At 60.1% G+C, this 15,691-nt stretch carries 14 protein-coding genes; 12 read left to right on the top strand and 2 right to left on the bottom strand.

The window, feature by feature from the left end:
- The first annotated feature begins 19 nt into the window (after positions 1-19).
- A complete protein-coding gene (locus ACTG2W_RS08885) occupies positions 20-424 on the top strand; it encodes a GFA family protein (protein ID WP_005338893.1) in 405 nt (134 codons plus the stop codon).
- A 36-nt stretch (positions 425-460) separates the two neighbouring features.
- Here the strand turns inward: ACTG2W_RS08885 and torR are convergent, their stop codons facing one another.
- Positions 461-1,174 carry a two-component system response regulator TorR gene (gene torR, locus ACTG2W_RS08890; protein WP_106842298.1) on the bottom strand — a complete coding sequence of 238 codons (714 nt, stop codon included), beginning with the start codon at positions 1,172-1,174 and terminating at the stop codon, positions 461-463.
- A gap of 145 nt (positions 1,175-1,319) precedes the next feature.
- On the opposite strand from torR, the gene torC reads away from it, so the two are divergent.
- The 5 genes from torC to ACTG2W_RS08915 all read left to right on the top strand — a co-directional run bounded on the left by torC (position 1,320) and on the right by ACTG2W_RS08915 (position 8,747).
- Complete coding sequence (gene torC, locus ACTG2W_RS08895; RefSeq protein WP_080771394.1) at positions 1,320-2,486, top strand: pentaheme c-type cytochrome TorC; 1,167 nt, start codon at positions 1,320-1,322, stop codon at positions 2,484-2,486.
- A gap of 27 nt (positions 2,487-2,513) precedes the next feature.
- The gene (gene torA / locus ACTG2W_RS08900) at positions 2,514-5,006 is read left to right on the top strand and encodes a trimethylamine-N-oxide reductase TorA (protein WP_106842297.1); all 2,493 of its coding nucleotides are present in this window, start codon (positions 2,514-2,516) and stop codon (positions 5,004-5,006) included.
- Positions 5,007-5,105: 99 nt separating this feature from the next.
- Positions 5,106-5,774: a molecular chaperone TorD gene (gene torD, locus ACTG2W_RS08905; RefSeq protein WP_106842296.1), complete on the top strand. Its 669-nt coding sequence runs from the start codon at positions 5,106-5,108 to the stop codon at positions 5,772-5,774.
- A gap of 7 nt (positions 5,775-5,781) precedes the next feature.
- Positions 5,782-6,150, top strand: coding sequence for a hypothetical protein (locus tag ACTG2W_RS08910; RefSeq protein ID WP_005349490.1), 369 nt, complete (start codon positions 5,782-5,784; stop codon positions 6,148-6,150).
- A 152-nt stretch (positions 6,151-6,302) separates the two neighbouring features.
- On the top strand, positions 6,303-8,747 hold the full coding sequence (locus ACTG2W_RS08915) for a sensor domain-containing protein (protein ID WP_047438153.1): 2,445 nt from the start codon (positions 6,303-6,305) through the stop codon (positions 8,745-8,747).
- A 57-nt stretch (positions 8,748-8,804) separates the two neighbouring features.
- Here the strand turns inward: ACTG2W_RS08915 and ACTG2W_RS08920 are convergent, their stop codons facing one another.
- Positions 8,805-9,086, bottom strand: coding sequence for a hypothetical protein (locus ACTG2W_RS08920; protein WP_225315392.1), 282 nt, complete (start codon positions 9,084-9,086; stop codon positions 8,805-8,807).
- Positions 9,087-9,253: 167 nt separating this feature from the next.
- Between ACTG2W_RS08920 and acs the strand changes: the two genes are divergently transcribed.
- The 6 genes from acs (at position 9,254) to panF (ending at position 15,627) form a co-directional block, all read left to right on the top strand.
- Entirely contained in the window at positions 9,254-11,200 is a 1,947-nt protein-coding gene (gene acs / locus ACTG2W_RS08925) for an acetate--CoA ligase (protein WP_106842295.1), read from the top strand.
- 288 nt (positions 11,201-11,488) lie between these two features.
- Positions 11,489-11,938: a type II 3-dehydroquinate dehydratase gene (aroQ, locus tag ACTG2W_RS08930; RefSeq protein ID WP_005338907.1), complete on the top strand. Its 450-nt coding sequence runs from the start codon at positions 11,489-11,491 to the stop codon at positions 11,936-11,938.
- 36 nt (positions 11,939-11,974) lie between these two features.
- A complete protein-coding gene (accB, locus tag ACTG2W_RS08935) occupies positions 11,975-12,433 on the top strand; it encodes an acetyl-CoA carboxylase biotin carboxyl carrier protein (protein WP_005338908.1) in 459 nt (152 codons plus the stop codon).
- 15 nt (positions 12,434-12,448) lie between these two features.
- Complete coding sequence (accC, locus tag ACTG2W_RS08940) at positions 12,449-13,789, top strand: acetyl-CoA carboxylase biotin carboxylase subunit (protein WP_005338910.1); 1,341 nt, start codon at positions 12,449-12,451, stop codon at positions 13,787-13,789.
- Positions 13,790-13,916: 127 nt separating this feature from the next.
- Positions 13,917-14,180 carry a YhdT family protein gene (locus ACTG2W_RS08945; RefSeq protein WP_005349483.1) on the top strand — a complete coding sequence of 88 codons (264 nt, stop codon included), beginning with the start codon at positions 13,917-13,919 and terminating at the stop codon, positions 14,178-14,180.
- Positions 14,170-15,627: a sodium/pantothenate symporter gene (panF, locus tag ACTG2W_RS08950; RefSeq protein ID WP_101531276.1), complete on the top strand. Its 1,458-nt coding sequence runs from the start codon at positions 14,170-14,172 to the stop codon at positions 15,625-15,627. Before ACTG2W_RS08945 ends, panF begins: the two co-directional genes overlap by 11 nt.
- The last annotated feature ends 64 nt before the right edge of the window (positions 15,628-15,691 follow it).

The raw sequence follows: 15,691 nt of genomic DNA on the forward strand, positions 1-15,691 counted from the left end.
GCACACTCAAGGAGAAGAGATGAAAGAGTTACATGCCAGCTGCCTGTGCGGCGCCGTCGCCCTGACCCTGCCGGATCAGTTCGACTATATGGGGAACTGCCACTGCAGCGAATGCCGCAAGTTTTCAGGGGGAGATTATGCCTCGGTCGGCGGACTGGATGGCAACAAGGTCACCATAGTGAAGGGAGAAGAGGCCATCGGCCGCTACCGGAAATCGGCAGAGACCACCCTGGCCTTCTGTCGTCACTGCGGCTCCAGCCTGTTCAGCCAGAAGAGCAGCAGCGGCAAGATCAACCTGCGCCTCGGGGTACTGGACGATGTGCCGAGCCAGCGGCCCGCGTTTCACATCTTTGTCGGCTCCAAGGCGCCCTGGCACCAGATTGGCGACGACTGCCCGCAATTTGATACCCGCCCGCCGGTCTGACACCCGGTCAAACAGGTCAAGGCCACCGTAACGGGGTCAGGAGGCTATCTCGCCGGCAAACAGATAGCCTTCCCCATGGACGGTGACAAACAGCTGGGGATCCCGCGGATCCGCTTCCATCTTGCCGCGCAGCCGCCGGATCAACACGTCTATGGTGCGATCGCTCGGGCCATCGCTGCGATGGCTGATGAGGGTCAGGATCCGCTCCCGACTGAGCACCCGTCCGGCATGGGCGACAAAGGCCACCAGCACTTCATATTCGGCCTTGGTCAGGCGCACCGGCACCCCGTCCTTGCTGAGCTGGCGACGGGGAATATCAAAACGCCAGGGACCAAAGCGCACCGCATCGTCAGCCACCGCAGGCTCGCTCGGCGCGGCGGCCACCAGCGAGATCCGCCACAGCAGATTCTTGACCCGCACCAGCAGTTCCCTGAGCTCGAACGGCTTGGTGACATAGTCATCGGCCCCCATCTCGAGGCCGACAATCCGGTCCACCGCATCGCTGCGGCCGGTGACCAGAATGATCCCCACCGTGCTGCGCGCCCGCAGTTCACGGGTCAGCAGCAGACCATCTTCCCCCGGCAGGTTGATATCCAGCATCACCAGATCGACCGTTTGTTCCGCCAGCACGGCGCGCATCTCCTGGCCGTTTTCGACCGCCGTCACCCGATAGCCCTCCCGCTCGAAATAGCCGGTCAGCTTCTCGCGGGTAACCGCATCATCTTCAACAACCAGAATGTGGTAGCTCATGGGCAGGGTTCACGATGGTCGACAAGGGAGGATTATTCTATTCACATTTTGTCATAAATACCCCTATTTCATTAATTTGTGGCGGCAGCCCTGTTCACAACGCCTCCCTACCATGGCTCCCATCAAAAAAGTGATGTGAGAGAGCATGATGAAAAAACTGTGGCACTTCCTGCGCACCCCCAGCCGTCGCTGGTCGGTACTGGCGCTGCTTCTGGTGGGCGTCGGCGTCACCCTCGCGGGCACCGTCGGCCTGCACTACGGCTTTGAGAAAACCAGCAGCCTCGAATTCTGTATCTCCTGCCACTCCATGAAAGACACCGTCTATCCGGAGTACAAGGAGTCCATCCACTTCAAGAATGCCTCAGGGGTACAGGCGGTCTGTACCGACTGTCACCAGCCGAAGGACTTTGTCGGCAAGGTGGCCCGCAAGATGGAGGCGGCCAACGACCTCTATCAGGAGTACATAGGCCACAGCATCGACACTCAGGAGAAGTTCGAAGACCGGCGCCTGCATCTGGCCGAGAAGGTGTGGGCGCGGATGAGCAGCCAGAACTCCAAGACCTGCAAGTCCTGCCACAGCTACGACAACATGGATCACGCCAAGCAGTCCCCGGCGGCAGCGCTGGCGATGAAAGATGCGGCGGCGAAGAACATGAACTGCATCGAGTGCCACAAGGGCATCGCCCACGAACTGCCCAACATGGCGGGCGGCTTCCGGGCCACTTACGCCACCCTGGTCAACGACGCGCAAGAGGCGCCAGCCGCCGAGACCCTCTACAACCTGGGTGAAAAAGATCTCTATGCCAGCGAACAGAGCAGCGACCCGGTCGGCAAACTGCTGCCCGCCTCCCGCATCGACGTGGTGGACCGCAGCGGCGATCGCCTCAAGGTGACCATCGAAGGGTGGCGCGAGAGCGATGGCAAGGGCCGGGTGCTGAGCGAATACATGGGCAAGCGGGTCTTCGTCGCCACCATCCGTGACGAACTGAAAGCGAGCGAGAAAGTGCTCAAACAGGAGACCGACAGCGCCACCCATATCAAGTGGGAACAGGTTCAGGTGCAGGCCTGGGTCGATGGCAAGGGCTTTGAGTCCTCGCTCAAGCCGATCTGGGATTACGCCGGCGAGATGTACAAATCCACCTGCAACTCCTGCCACGGCGCGCCGGATCCCGCTCACTTCACTGCCAACGGCTGGATTTCGGGACTCAAGGCGATGTCTGCCTACTATCGCCTGAGCAAGGAAGAGGAGCGCACCCTGCTCAAATACCTGCAAAACCATGCCGCCGATACCGGTGGTCAGGGCAGCCACTAAGTCCGGATTCGAAAGAGGAATAACAAGATGATCAATATTTCCCGTCGTGGTTTTCTGGGTGGCTTGCTGGCCAGCGGTGCCTCTGCCCTGATCGGCCCCTCCCTGCTCGGTCGCGCCGTGATGGCCGCCGAGTCCGGCGACAAGCTGGTGCAGTCCGGCTCCCACTGGGGTGCCTTCCGTGCCCGGGTGGTCGATGGCCGCTGGGTCGAGACCCTGCCGTTCGAGCACGACAAGCACCCCACCGACATGCTCAAGGCCTTGAGTGAAGTGGTCTACAACCCCTCCCGCATCCGCTACCCCATGGTGCGGCTGGACTGGCTGCGCAAGGGGCACCAGTCCGACACCAGCGAACGCGGCCAGAACCGCTTCGTGCGGGTCACCTGGTCTCAGGCGCTGGACTTCTTCTATCACGAGCTGGAGCGGGTGCAGAAGACCTATGGCCCGAGCGCTCTCTATGCCGGTCACTCCGGCTGGCAGTCGGTGGGCAAACTGCACTCCGCTGGTGCCATGCTGGGGCGCGCCATGAACCTGCACGGCACCTATCTGGCCAAGGCCGGTGACTACTCCACCGGTGCCGCCCAGGTGATCCTGCCCCACGTGGCGGGCGCAATGGAGGTGTATGAGCAGCAAACCTCTTGGCCGCTGGTGCTGGAACACAGCAAGACTATCGTCATCTGGGGCTCCGATCCCATCAAGAACCTGCAGGTGGGCTGGCTGGTGCCGGATCACAGCGTCTACGACTACTGGGCACAGCTCAAAGAGAAGGTGGCCAAAGGCGAGATCCGGGTGATCAGTGTCGACCCGGTCAAATCCAAGACCCAGAAGTACCTCAATTGCGATCAGGTGACCCTGAATCCGCAGACCGACGTGCCGCTGATGCTGGGCATCGCCCACACCCTCTACAGCGAGAAGCGCCACGACGAGGCGTTCCTGAAGAACTACACCACCGGCTTTGACAAGTTCCTGCCCTACCTGCTGGGCACCAGCGATGGTCAGGTGAAGGATGCGGAGTGGGCCGCGGCCATCTGTGGCGTACCAGCCGAGACCATCCGCGAGCTGGCACGCGCCATGAGCAGCGGCCGCACCCAGCTTATCGGCGGCTGGTGCGTGCAGCGCATGCACCACGGCGAACAGTACGCCTGGATGCTGGTGGTTCTGGCCTCGATGATTGGCCAGATCGGCCTGCCAGGTGGCGGTTACGGCTTTGGCTGGCACTACAACGGGGCGGGCACCATCACCTCCAGCGGCCCCATCATGTCCGGTTTCAGCTCGGTCATTCCCGGCGTTAAACCACTCCATGACGGCGACTGGAAGGGCTACTCCAAATTCATTCCGGTGGCCCGCTTCGTCGACTGCATCCTCAATCCGGGCAAGCAGATCGCCTTCAACGGCCAGACCATCACCTACCCCCACATGAAGATGGCGGTGTTCTGCGGCAACAACCCGTTCCACCACCAGCAGGATCGCAACAAGATGGTCGCCGCCTGGCGCAAGCTGGAAACCGTGGTCAGCATCGATCACCAGTGGACGGCCAGCTGCCGTTTCGCCGATATCGTGCTGCCCGCCACCACCACCTATGAGCGGGACGACATAGAGCAGTGGGGCTCCCACTCCAACGCGGGCATTCTGGCCATGTACAAGGTGGTGGAGCCGCTGTTCGAGGCGCGGGATGACTACGACATCTTCGCCGATCTTTGCCGTCGCTTTGGTCGTGAGGTCGAGTTCACCGGTGGCAAGAGCAAGCTGGAGTGGATCCAGAGCATCTATGACGATGCCCGCCTGCAGGGTCGCGGCATCGGCATCCGTCTGCCCCGTTTCAGCCAGTTCTGGCACGGCGAGGGCTTCGTCACCTTCCCGGCAGGCCAACCCTGGGTGCGCCACGAGTCGTTCCGTCAGGAGCCGGATCTGGAACCCCTCGGTACCCCGTCTGGCCTTATCGAGATCTACTCCAAGACCATCGCCGATTACGGCTATGGGGATTGCCCGGGCCATCCGGTCTGGATCGAGCCCTACGAGCGCTCCCACGGCGGGCCGGGCAGCAAACAGTACCCGCTGCACCTGCAATCCTGCCACCCGGACAAGCGGCTGCACAGCCAGCTCTGCTCCTCCGACAACTACCGCGCCACCTACACGGTGCAGGGTCGCGAACCTGTCTACATGAATCCGCAGGATGCCAAATCTCGCGGCCTCAAGGACGGCGATCTGGTGCGGGTGTTCAACGGTCGCGGTCAGGTATTGGCTGGTCTGGTGGTGAGCGATGATTACGCCCCTGGCGTAGTCCGGATACAGGAAGGTGCCTGGTATGGCCCGCAAGAGGGCGGCAAGGTGGGTACGCTCTGTACCTACGGCGATCCCAACGTGCTGACCGCCGACATCGGCTCCTCCAGCCTGGCGCAGGCCACCACGGCCCATACCGCGCTGGTAGAGATCGAGAAGTTCCGCGGACAGGCGCCCGCCGTCACTGCCTTCGGCGCGCCGGAATCGGCCAAGGGCATCGACCCCATGTTCCCGGCACTCTGACCTCGGGGGGACGAAAGCACCCCCTTGAGTTTCCTTTATTTTTAAAGTCGTTAGAATCGGGAGCCATCAAGGCTCCCGATTGCCATCCACGGAGGAAAAATGCAGGAATTTATGGCTACCAGCGAACGCCGGGCCGAACTCTACTGGTGGTTCTCCACCCTGTTCGCCGCCGAACTCAGTGATGAGCAGATCGCCGAATATGACACCTATGATGTGCGAAGCTTCCTGAAAAGCCTCTCCACCCTGGATCCGATGCGCGAAGCCGTGGCCGAGCTCAACGATGTCATCGCCCGCCTGCTGGTGCGCCCGGATCGCCAGCTGGAGCTTGCCGCCGACTTCGCCGGCCTGTTTCTGGTGGATCCCAAACAGGGCGCCCTGCCCTATGAATCGCTCTACCGCGGCGAGGCCAAGCTACTGATGCAGGCCCCGATGGCCGAGATGCAGGCCCGCCTCGATCGCCTCGGCATCAATGTCAGCGATAAATACAAAGAGCCTGCGGATCATCTGGCCATCGAGCTGGATCTGATGGGCAATCTCATCATCCGCGCGGCGGAAGCCAAGAGCGCGGCCGAGCGGGAACGCTGGCTCGACGAGCAGGAAGCGCTGCTGCACGGCCACCTGCTGGGCTGGTTCGACAAGTTCGAGACGGCCTGTCGCGCAGCCGACCGGTTTGGCTTCTACGGCGCCAGTGCCCGTCTGCTGGGGGTCTTCCTCAAGATGGATGCCAACTACCTCTCTCTGGTCAAACCGGCACCGTCTGCCGACTGAGGCCGCGATGAAGACAGCCCTGCTTCTGATTGCATGCTGGCTGCTGGCCCTGATCCCGCTGGATCAGGGCATTACTCCCCTGATCGCGCTGCTGTTCAACCCGGATCGCGAGCTCTACGGCACCGCCCAGCTCACCGGCTTTGCCGGCATCCTGCTCACCCTCTACCTTGCCAATCTCGGCGTCGAGGTGGTGTTGCGCCGCCGCTTCCAGATCGCCGGCATGCTGGCGCTGCTGGCCGCCTGGATCGACTTCATCAACAGCAGTGGCAGCGAGTCGCACTTCCTGCTGCTCTATCTGCTTGCCCTCCCGTTCCATCTGCTCGGCTGGCTGGTACTGGTGCGCGGCATTCAAGCGTTTGGTCGCCAGAAGGGATAACCACTCGCCCCTTTTTCCATCCTTTTTATCAGGTTTTTCTGCCTATTCTTGCCGTCAAAACAACCAGATAACTCCGCTTGACTCCCGGCCAAACAGTTCGTGCCATACTGACAACTGATGCAAGTGATAAAACAATCAATGCCGAGGTCATCATGGATGGGAAGCTTTTCAACGCCGACACCGAGGCAATGTTGACCCAGCTGTCAGATCACACCGTCCTGGAACAGCTGATGGATAATGCCCCTCTGGGCATCGGCGTCTTTGACTGCGAATTTCGCTACCGTAAAGTCAATCAGGTGCTGGCCGACATCAATGGCAAAAGCATCGAGGAGCATCAGGGCAAGCACCTCAGAGAGGTGGTTCCCAAGCTGGCCCCGACCTTGGAGCCCATGTTTCAGCAGATCATGCGCAGCGGCATGCCCTACGTGGATATCGCCATCACGGGCCAAACCGCGGCGTACGACAGCAGCTCCCGCCGCTTTCAGGCCACCTACAGTCCGATGCGTGATGAGAAAGGGGAGCTGAACGGCATCCTCGCCATCGTACGGGACATCACCGAGCAGTACGAAACCGAACAACGGCTGCAGCTGGCGATGCGAGCGGCCCAAATCGGGGTGTGGGAGTGGCACGTGGCGGAAGACAGATTGCTGTTCGACGGCCAGATTGAGCCGCTGCTGGGTATCGAGGCCAACCAGTTCCACGGCGGGCTGCAAGCGTTCGTAGACTGTTTTGAACCGGAATCCGGCAGCCAGCTCAAGGCCGCCCTGCAAAGTCATGACCCCATCCATCTCACCCTGAGCTACCTCACCGCTCTCAACGAGCGCCACTGGGTCGATATTCATGCCGACCATGTCCCCGCCACCGAGTCGGTCGGCCACCGGGTCATGGGAGTCATTCACAATGCCACCGCCCGCCGCCGTCAGGAGGAGCGGCTCCATCAGGCCAACGTGGTATTCGATACCACGGCCGAGGGGATCATCATCCTCGACAGCGAGCACCATATTCTGTCGGTCAACCCGGCCTTCACCATGCTGACCCAATACAATGCCGAGGAGGTGATAGGCCGCACCCCGGATATCATCATGCATCCCAGGCGCTACACCGACCTCGACTATCCCTGGTATCACCTGCGCCCCGGCAACAACGCCTGGCATGGCGAGATGGTTTGTCTGCGCAAGGATGGCAGCTACTTCTCCTCCTGGCAGCAGATCAGCGCTGTCTATGACAACTTCAACAACACTACTCACTATGTGATCGCCCTTTCCGACATCAGCGCCATTCGCAAGGTGGAGGCCGAACTGAATCACCTTGCCTATCACGATCCCCTGACCGAGCTGGGCAATCGTCATCTGTTGCAGGAGCGGCTGGCCCTTGAGCTGAAAACCGCGCAGCTCAATCGCAAACGGTTGGGGCTGCTCTTTATCGATCTGGATGGCTTCAAGCTGATCAACGACAGCCTGGGCCACGGAGTTGGCGATGAGCTGCTCAAGCGGCTGGCAGAGCGGATCCGCGGCTGCCTGCAGCACAACGATCTGGCGACCCGCCTCGGGGGAGACGAGTTTCTGGTGCTGATCCCCTATCTGGAGGAGCCTGACGAGCTGGCAACCCTGGCCAATACCCTGCTGACCGTGTTACGTGAACCGGTTGAGCTGGCCCATGAGCTGGTGGCGATCTCGGCAAGTATCGGTATCGCCATCTATCCGGATCATGCAGACAGCCCGGAAACCCTGGTCAGCGCCGCCGACAGCGCCATGTACGAGGCGAAAAGTCAGGGGCGCAACGGCTTCCAGTTCTATACCCCCTGCATGGCGGCTCGAGCCCGCGAGCGGATGCAGATTGAGCAGGGCCTGCTCAAGGCCCTGGAGCTCGAACAGCTCTGCATCTTCTATCAACCCATGACCAATCTGGCCAACGGCCACCTGAGTGGGCTGGAAGCCCTGCTGCGCTGGCAGCATCCCAATGAGGGGATGATAGCGCCGACCCGTTTTATTCCGGTGGCAGAGGAGTGCGGCCTGATCGAGAAAATTGGGGAGTGGGTGATGCGCAACGCCTGCGAGCAGGGACAAAACTGGCTGGCCGCCGGACTGCCGGTGCCTCGCTTGTCAGTCAATGTGTCGGTACGGGAGATGCGCTCCCCGGGCTACGTTGAACGGGTCGCCGCTATTCTGGCCGAGACCGGATTTCCACCAGAACGGCTGGAGATTGAAGTGACGGAGAGCATCATCCAGCGGGTCGAACAGAGTCTGGATCTCTTTACTCGCCTGAAAAATCTCGGCGTGCAGATTGCCATCGATGACTTTGGTACCGGCTTCTCGTCACTGAGTCTGCTCAAGACCCTGCCGATCGATCGCATCAAGATCGACCGGGCGTTTGTGCAGGCATTACCGGAAGACAAGAACAGTCGGGAGCTCTGCCGCACCATCATCAATCTGGCCGACAGTCTGGATATGGAGGTCACCGCCGAAGGGATTGAAACCAAGGCACAACACGCCTTTTTGCAGTCACTCAACTGCGGCGAAGGACAGGGCTATCTATTCAGCAAACCACTGCATGTCGAACATATGGGAGATCGCCTGCATCAACGCTACGTCTCATAGCGGCAGACAATCATCATTACCAGCCGGGAGGCATCAGCCTCCTGGCTGCCGACCGGGTTACCACTCGATCTGCAAGCGGGATTCCCAACCATCATCACGATCATTGAGCATACGCGTCAACGGTGATTCGCCAGCATAACGGGGGGCTGGCTCGCTGAAGGTAAGTCTGGTACCGGGCTCCTTGGCCTGCCATGCATGACCAAGCTGATCAGCCACCCGATCCCGCAGCGCAGGTGAGGCCTCCTGATGGGTGATCGCAAACTCTTTCGGGGGTTCGCCAGCGGGCACTGGCGCATCAAACTGCCAGAGGGATGCACAGAGCAACAGAGAAAACATCATGACCTCCAATTAATCGACACGCCCCCTTTTACCCACTCGCCGATTAATTGTCACTCTTTGTCCTGTAACCAACTGTTGCCGCCTATCCAAAAGTCTAATTGCCCCCCGCCACCAAAGGTATAAGTTGTTACTTAATTATTAAAAGTATGTATTCAAAGGAGTGAGTGATGAGCGAGAGCAAGGTATACCCGGTCAAACCCCACATCAGCAGCAATGCACTGCTCGACAAGGGCGACTACGCCGCCATGTATCAAGCCTCCGTCGAGGATCCCGATACCTTCTGGGGAGAGCAGGGAAAAATTCTCGACTGGATGAAACCCTATACCAAGGTCAAGAACACCTCCTACGATCCGGGCCATGTCTCCATCAAATGGTTTGAAGATGGCCAGCTCAACGTCTCTGCCAACTGTCTCGATCGCCATCTCGCCGAACGGGGTGACAAGGTCGCCATCATCTGGGAAGGAGACAACCCCGCCGAAGATCGTAAACTCACTTACCGCGAACTGCACAGCGAAGTGTGCAAGTTTGCCAACGTATTGAAAGCACAAGGGGTTCACCGCGGCGACGTGGTCTGCCTCTATATGCCGATGGTGCCCGAAGCCGCCATCGCCATGCTGGCCTGTACCCGCATCGGCGCGGTACACAGCATCGTCTTCGGCGGCTTCTCGCCGGAAGCGCTGGCTGGTCGCATCATCGACTCGGGCTCGCGCATCGTCATCACCGCCGACGAGGGGCTGCGTGGTGGCCGTCCGGTGCCGCTCAAGAAGAATGTGGATGAAGCGCTCACTAACCCGGATACCCAGGTCAACAAGGTGATCGTGCTCAAGCGCACCGGCGGCAATGTCGCCTGGCACAACCACCGCGACATCTGGTGGCATGAAGCGACCGCCACCGTCAGCAGCGACTGCCCGCCCGAGGCGATGAACGCCGAAGATCCGCTCTTTATCCTCTATACCTCCGGCTCCACCGGCAAACCCAAAGGGGTGCTGCACACCACCGGCGGCTATCTGGTCTATGCCACCCTAACCTTCAAATATGTGTTCGACTACCACGAAGAGGATATCTACTGGTGTACCGCCGATGTGGGCTGGGTCACCGGTCACTCCTATCTGGTCTACGGGCCGCTTGCCAACGGTGCCACCACCATCATGTTCGAAGGGGTGCCCAACTACCCAGCCACCAACCGCATGAGTCAGGTGGTGGACAAGCACCAGGTCACCATCCTCTATACCGCCCCTACCGCCATCCGCGCCCTGATGGCCAAGGGTAACGAAGCGGTCACCGGCACGTCACGCCAGAGCCTGCGCATCATGGGTTCGGTGGGTGAACCCATCAACCCGGAAGCCTGGGAGTGGTACTACCGCACCATTGGTGACGAGCGCTGCCCCATTGTCGATACCTGGTGGCAAACCGAAACCGGCGGCATCCTGATTACGCCGCTGCCCGGCGTCACCGACCTGAAACCCGGCTCTGCCACCAAACCCTTCTTCGGGGTGCAACCGGCGCTGGTCGACAACATGGGCGAACCGCTGGAGGGGGCTACCGAGGGCAACCTGGTGATCACCGACTCCTGGCCGGGCCAGATGCGCACCGTATTCGGCGATCACGAGCGCTTCGAGCAGACCTACTTCTCCACCTTCCCGGGCCGCTACTTCACCGGCGACGGTGCCCGTCGCGACGAGGACGGCTACTACTGGATCACCGGTCGGGTGGATGATGTACTGAACGTCTCCGGCCACCGCATGGGTACCGCCGAAATTGAATCGGCGCTGGTGGCCCATCCCAAGATCGCTGAAGCGGCGGTGGTGGGGGTTCCTCACGAGATCAAGGGTCAGGGCATCTATGCCTATGTCACCCTGATCGCCGGGGAAGAGCCGAGCCGCGAGCTGCACAAAGAGGTGAAGGAGTGGGTGCGCAAGGAGATTGGCGCCATCGCTACGCCAGATGTCATTCACTGGGCGGAGGGGCTGCCGAAGACCCGTTCCGGCAAGATCATGCGGCGAATTCTGCGCAAGATCGCCACCGGCGAGACCGACAGCTTGGGGGATATCTCCACCCTGGCGGATCCGGGGGTAGTAGACAAACTCATCCGCGAGAAGTCGGAAGCAGCCTGATCCCGCTTCGTTTGTTGCTCAACAAAGCCGGCCTTGTGCCGGCTTTGTCGTTTCTCATCCGCCAGCAAACAGCAAGGCGGTAGCTACGGAGCCTTGCCGACCAAAATGTGCAATAAATAGCCAGATGTAGAGATTAGACCAGTAAAATGCTGCTAATTTTCACGAAATCAATATAATTGCGAAATCTGTGTGCCAGGGCACACCGATTTGCGCAGAAAATGGCTAGATTTCTGGTAGTCCACAAGATAGCTGATAGATAGCAGCATTATCATCGAGGATGTACTCAATATGTCGCAAAATCACCGAATTCTCCTGCTCAACGGACCAAACCTGAATCTGCTGGGCAAACGGGAACCGGGTATCTACGGCAGCAAGACGCTTGATGAGATCGTCGCCGATCTGAAGCTTAACGCCAGCGAACTCGGTGTCACTCTGGAACATCTGCAATCCAATGCCGAACATGAGTTGGTCGGCCGCATCCATCAGGCCATGGGCCAGGTGGATTTTATCATCATCAATCCAGCCGCCTTCACCCACACCAGCGTCGCCATTCGCGATGCGCTGCTGGGTGTCGCCATCCCTTTTATCGAGGTTCACCTGTCAAACGTCCATGCCAGGGAGCCGTTCCGTCATCACTCCTATCTGTCTGATGTCGCCAAAGGGGTCATTTGTGGTCTGGGGGCCGATGGCTACCAATTCGCTTTAACCGCGGCCGTGCACCATCTGCGCGCGGCTTGATAATCACTGATCAGATAAAGAAGAAAGAGAATGCTAATGGATATCCGCAAAATCAAGAAGCTGATTGAACTGGTTGAAGAGTCCGGCATCGCCGAACTGGAGATCTCCGAAGGTGAAGAGTCCGTTCGCATCAGCCGCAACTTCTCCGGTCAGGTGACCACCGCCATGCCGCAGATGATGATGCAGCAAGCCGCTCCGGTTGCCGCACCTGCCGCTGCCGCCCCGGTTGCCGCTGCACCCGCCGCCGATGCCGCCCCGAGCGGTCACCTGATGCGCTCCCCGATGGTTGGCTCCTTCTACCGTTCCTCCAGCCCGGATGCCAAGCCGTTCGCGGAAGTGGGTCAGCAAGTCAATGTCGGCGACACCCTGTGCATCGTCGAAGCCATGAAAATGATGAACCAAATCGAGTCTGACAAGGCCGGTGTGATCAAAGCGATCCTGGTTGAAAATGGTCAGGCCGTCGAATTTGACGAGCCGCTGTTCATCATCGAATAAGGGAAATCGCCACCCATGTTGGACAAAGTAGTCATCGCCAACCGCGGTGAAATTGCCCTGCGGATCCTGCGCGCCTGTAAAGAGCTCGGGATCAAGACAGTGGCCGTTCACTCCACCGCCGACCGGGAGCTCAAACATGTGCTGCTGGCCGACGAATCCATCTGTATCGGCAGACCGGCCAGTACTGAATCCTACCTCAACGTCCCGGCCATCATCGCCGCCGCCGAGGTAACCGGTGCCGTGGCCATCCACCCGGGTTACGGCTTCCTCTCCGAGAACGCCGATTTCGCCGAAGTGGTCGAAAAATCCGGCTTCATCTTCATCGGCCCGCGCGCCGAGACCATTCGCCTGATGGGTGACAAGGTCTCCGCCATCGAAGCGATGAAGAAAGCGGGCGTACCGTGTGTACCGGGCTCTGACGGTCCCGTCGATAACGACGCCAAGCACAACGCCGCCATTGCCAAGCGCATCGGCTATCCGGTGATCATCAAGGCCGCCGGTGGCGGTGGTGGTCGCGGTATGCGCGTGGTGCGCAATGAAGCGGAACTGGCGGGCGCCATCGCCCTGACCAAATCCGAAGCAGGCCAGTTCTTCAAGAACGACATGGTCTACATGGAGAAGTACCTGGAAAACCCGCGCCACATCGAAATTCAGGTGTTGGCAGACGGCCAGGGCAACGCCCTCTATCTGGGCGAGCGTGACTGCTCCATGCAGCGTCGCCACCAGAAAGTGGTGGAAGAGGCGCCGGCACCCGGCATCACCGCCGAAATGCGCAAGTTCATCGGCGAGCGCTGTGTGCGCGCCTGTATCGAGATCGGCTACCGCGGTGCGGGTACTTTCGAGTTCCTGTACGAGAACGGCGAGTTCTATTTCATTGAAATGAACACCCGTATCCAGGTTGAGCATCCGGTCACCGAGATGGTTACCGGTATCGATCTGATCAAGGAGCAGCTGCGCATCGCCGCCGGCCAGCCCCTGTCGATCACCCAGCAGGATATCCGCATCCGTGGCCATGCCATCGAGTGCCGGATCAACGCCGAAGATCCGGCCACCTTCATGCCCTCTCCGGGTCTGGTGCAGCGCTTCCACGCGCCGGGTGGTCTGGGCGTGCGTTGGGACTCCCACATCTATGCCGGTTACAAGGTACCGCCCCACTACGATTCGATGATCGGCAAGCTGATCTGCTACGGCGAGAATCGTGACATTGCCATCGCCCGCATGCGCCATGCGCTGGACGAGCTGGTGGTGGAAGGGATCAAGACCAACGTACCGCTGCAAAAAGAGATCATGAAAGACGAAAACTTCCAGCACGGTGGCACCAATATCCACTACCTGCACAAGAAGTTGGGTCTGTAAGGATCGCTGATAGGGACCGGACTTCCGGTGGAAGTCTGCTCCGCAAGGAGCCTCTGCTGAAAAAGGGCCATGGCGACATGGCCCTTTTTTGTTATCCTTGCGCCCCTCAAATTTGTCGGAGGCCAAGGTGAACCGTTTTGCTCTCGCCCGCCGGGAAGCAGCTTTCTGCCTGCTGCTGACCCTGTTCTACTTCTTTGCCTGGTATGGCACCGCCTATTTTATCCCGCTCCAGCTGGAGTTGTGGGGGCTGCCGCTGTGGTTCCTGCTCAGTTGCATGGTGATGCCGCTGCTGTTCATTCTGCTCTGCGCACTGATGGTGAACCGGCTGTTTGTGGAGATCCCCCTCGATACCCACTCCCCTTCCGGCAAGGAGTCATCCCATGAATCTTGAGTTGATGCTGCCGCTCGTCATCTATCTGGTGCTGGTGCTGGGGGTGGGTTTCTGGGCCAGCCGCCATCGCGCAGAAGGCAACTTCGTGCAGGAGTACTTCATCGGCAACCGCAGCATGGGTGGGCTGGTGCTGGCGATGACGCTAGTGGCCACCTACACCTCGGCCTCCTCCTTTATCGGCGGGCCGGGCGCGGCCTACAAGATCGGTCTGGGCTGGGTGTTGCTGGCGATGATCCAGCTGCCCACCGTCTGGCTCACTCTGGGAGTGCTTGGCAAGAAGTTCGCCATCATCGCCCGCCGGGTCAATGCGGTGACCATCAACGATATGCTGTGGGCCCGCTACCAGAGCAAGGCGGTGGTGATCCTCGGCTCCATTACTATCATCCTCGCCTTTATCGCGACCATGGTGGTGCAATTTATCGGTGGCGCCCGTCTGCTGGAGACCGCTACAGGCCTCTCCTACCAGCAGGGGTTGATGCTGTTTGCCAGCTGCGTACTGCTCTACACCATCATCGGCGGCTTCCGCGCGGTGGTGATGACTGATGCCCTGCAGGGGATCATCATGCTGATCGGCACCGGCGCCTTGCTGGCGGGTATTTTGATTGCCGGTGACGGCCTGCCGAACCTTATCCACCAGCTCAGGGAGATCGATCCCAAGCTGGTAAGCCCGCAAGGGGCCGGCGACATGTTGACCCAGCCCTTTATGCTGAGCTTCTGGATCTTGGTCTGTGTCGGGGTGGTGGGGCTGCCCCACTCGGCGCTGCGCTGCTTTGGCTATCGCGACAGCAAGGCGCTCCATCGCGGCATTCTGATCGGCACCGTGGTCAGCGCGCTGCTGATGTTTGGCATGCATCTGGCAGGCGCCCTTGGCCGCGCCATCCTGCCGGGCATGGACAGCCCGGACAAGATCATGCCCTCCCTGATGATGGAAGTGCTGCCCCCCTGGCTGGCCGGGGTCTTTCTGGCGGCGCCGATGGCAGCCATCATGTCCACCATCGACTCCCAGCTGATCCAGGCTTCCGCCACTCTGGTGAAAGATCTCTATCTCAACTATCTGAGTCCAAAGCAGGAGAAGCTGGAAGTGCGCATTCCGCGCCTCTCCCTGCTCTGCACCCTGATCTTGGGCACCCTGGTGCTGCTGGCGGCGCTACAACCGCCCGAGATGATCATCTGGCTCAACCTGCTCGCCTTTGGCGGTCTGCAGGCGGTGTTCCTCTGGCCGCTGGTGCTCGGCCTCTACTGGTCACGGGCCAACGGCCCGGGCGCGCTGGCCAGCATGGTCAGCGGCATCGTCAGCTATGGGGTACTGAGTCAGTGGGGGATCAAGCTGGCTGGTCTGCACGCCATCGTGCCAAGCCTCACGCTGGCGCTGGTGGTCTTTATCACGGTCAGCTTGCTGACGGCACCGCCCTCGCGGGAAGTGCGCGAGCTTTTCGGGCAGAAATAATAAAAATATAAATTAGGGGTTCCAAAACTATCCCCAAATAGGTGTTTTCCGGTTAAACTGTGCG

Origin of the sequence: Aeromonas sp. 96A, assembly GCF_051919165.1 — a bacterium.
GTDB classification, from domain to species: domain Bacteria; phylum Pseudomonadota; class Gammaproteobacteria; order Enterobacterales; family Aeromonadaceae; genus Aeromonas; species Aeromonas veronii.

Coding starts and splice junctions, on each gene's coding strand:
- ACTG2W_RS08885 (WP_005338893.1), top strand. CDS start 20: ATGAAAGAGTTACATGCCAGCTGCCTGTGCGGCGCCGTCGCCCTGACC.
- torR (WP_106842298.1), bottom strand. CDS start 1,174: ATGAGCTACCACATTCTGGTTGTTGAAGATGATGCGGTTACCCGCGAG.
- torC (WP_080771394.1), top strand. CDS start 1,320: ATGATGAAAAAACTGTGGCACTTCCTGCGCACCCCCAGCCGTCGCTGG.
- torA (WP_106842297.1), top strand. CDS start 2,514: ATGATCAATATTTCCCGTCGTGGTTTTCTGGGTGGCTTGCTGGCCAGC.
- torD (WP_106842296.1), top strand. CDS start 5,106: ATGCAGGAATTTATGGCTACCAGCGAACGCCGGGCCGAACTCTACTGG.
- ACTG2W_RS08910 (WP_005349490.1), top strand. CDS start 5,782: ATGAAGACAGCCCTGCTTCTGATTGCATGCTGGCTGCTGGCCCTGATC.
- ACTG2W_RS08915 (WP_047438153.1), top strand. CDS start 6,303: ATGGATGGGAAGCTTTTCAACGCCGACACCGAGGCAATGTTGACCCAG.
- ACTG2W_RS08920 (WP_225315392.1), bottom strand. CDS start 9,086: ATGATGTTTTCTCTGTTGCTCTGTGCATCCCTCTGGCAGTTTGATGCG.
- acs (WP_106842295.1), top strand. CDS start 9,254: ATGAGCGAGAGCAAGGTATACCCGGTCAAACCCCACATCAGCAGCAAT.
- aroQ (WP_005338907.1), top strand. CDS start 11,489: ATGTCGCAAAATCACCGAATTCTCCTGCTCAACGGACCAAACCTGAAT.
- accB (WP_005338908.1), top strand. CDS start 11,975: ATGGATATCCGCAAAATCAAGAAGCTGATTGAACTGGTTGAAGAGTCC.
- accC (WP_005338910.1), top strand. CDS start 12,449: ATGTTGGACAAAGTAGTCATCGCCAACCGCGGTGAAATTGCCCTGCGG.
- panF (WP_101531276.1), top strand. CDS start 14,170: ATGAATCTTGAGTTGATGCTGCCGCTCGTCATCTATCTGGTGCTGGTG.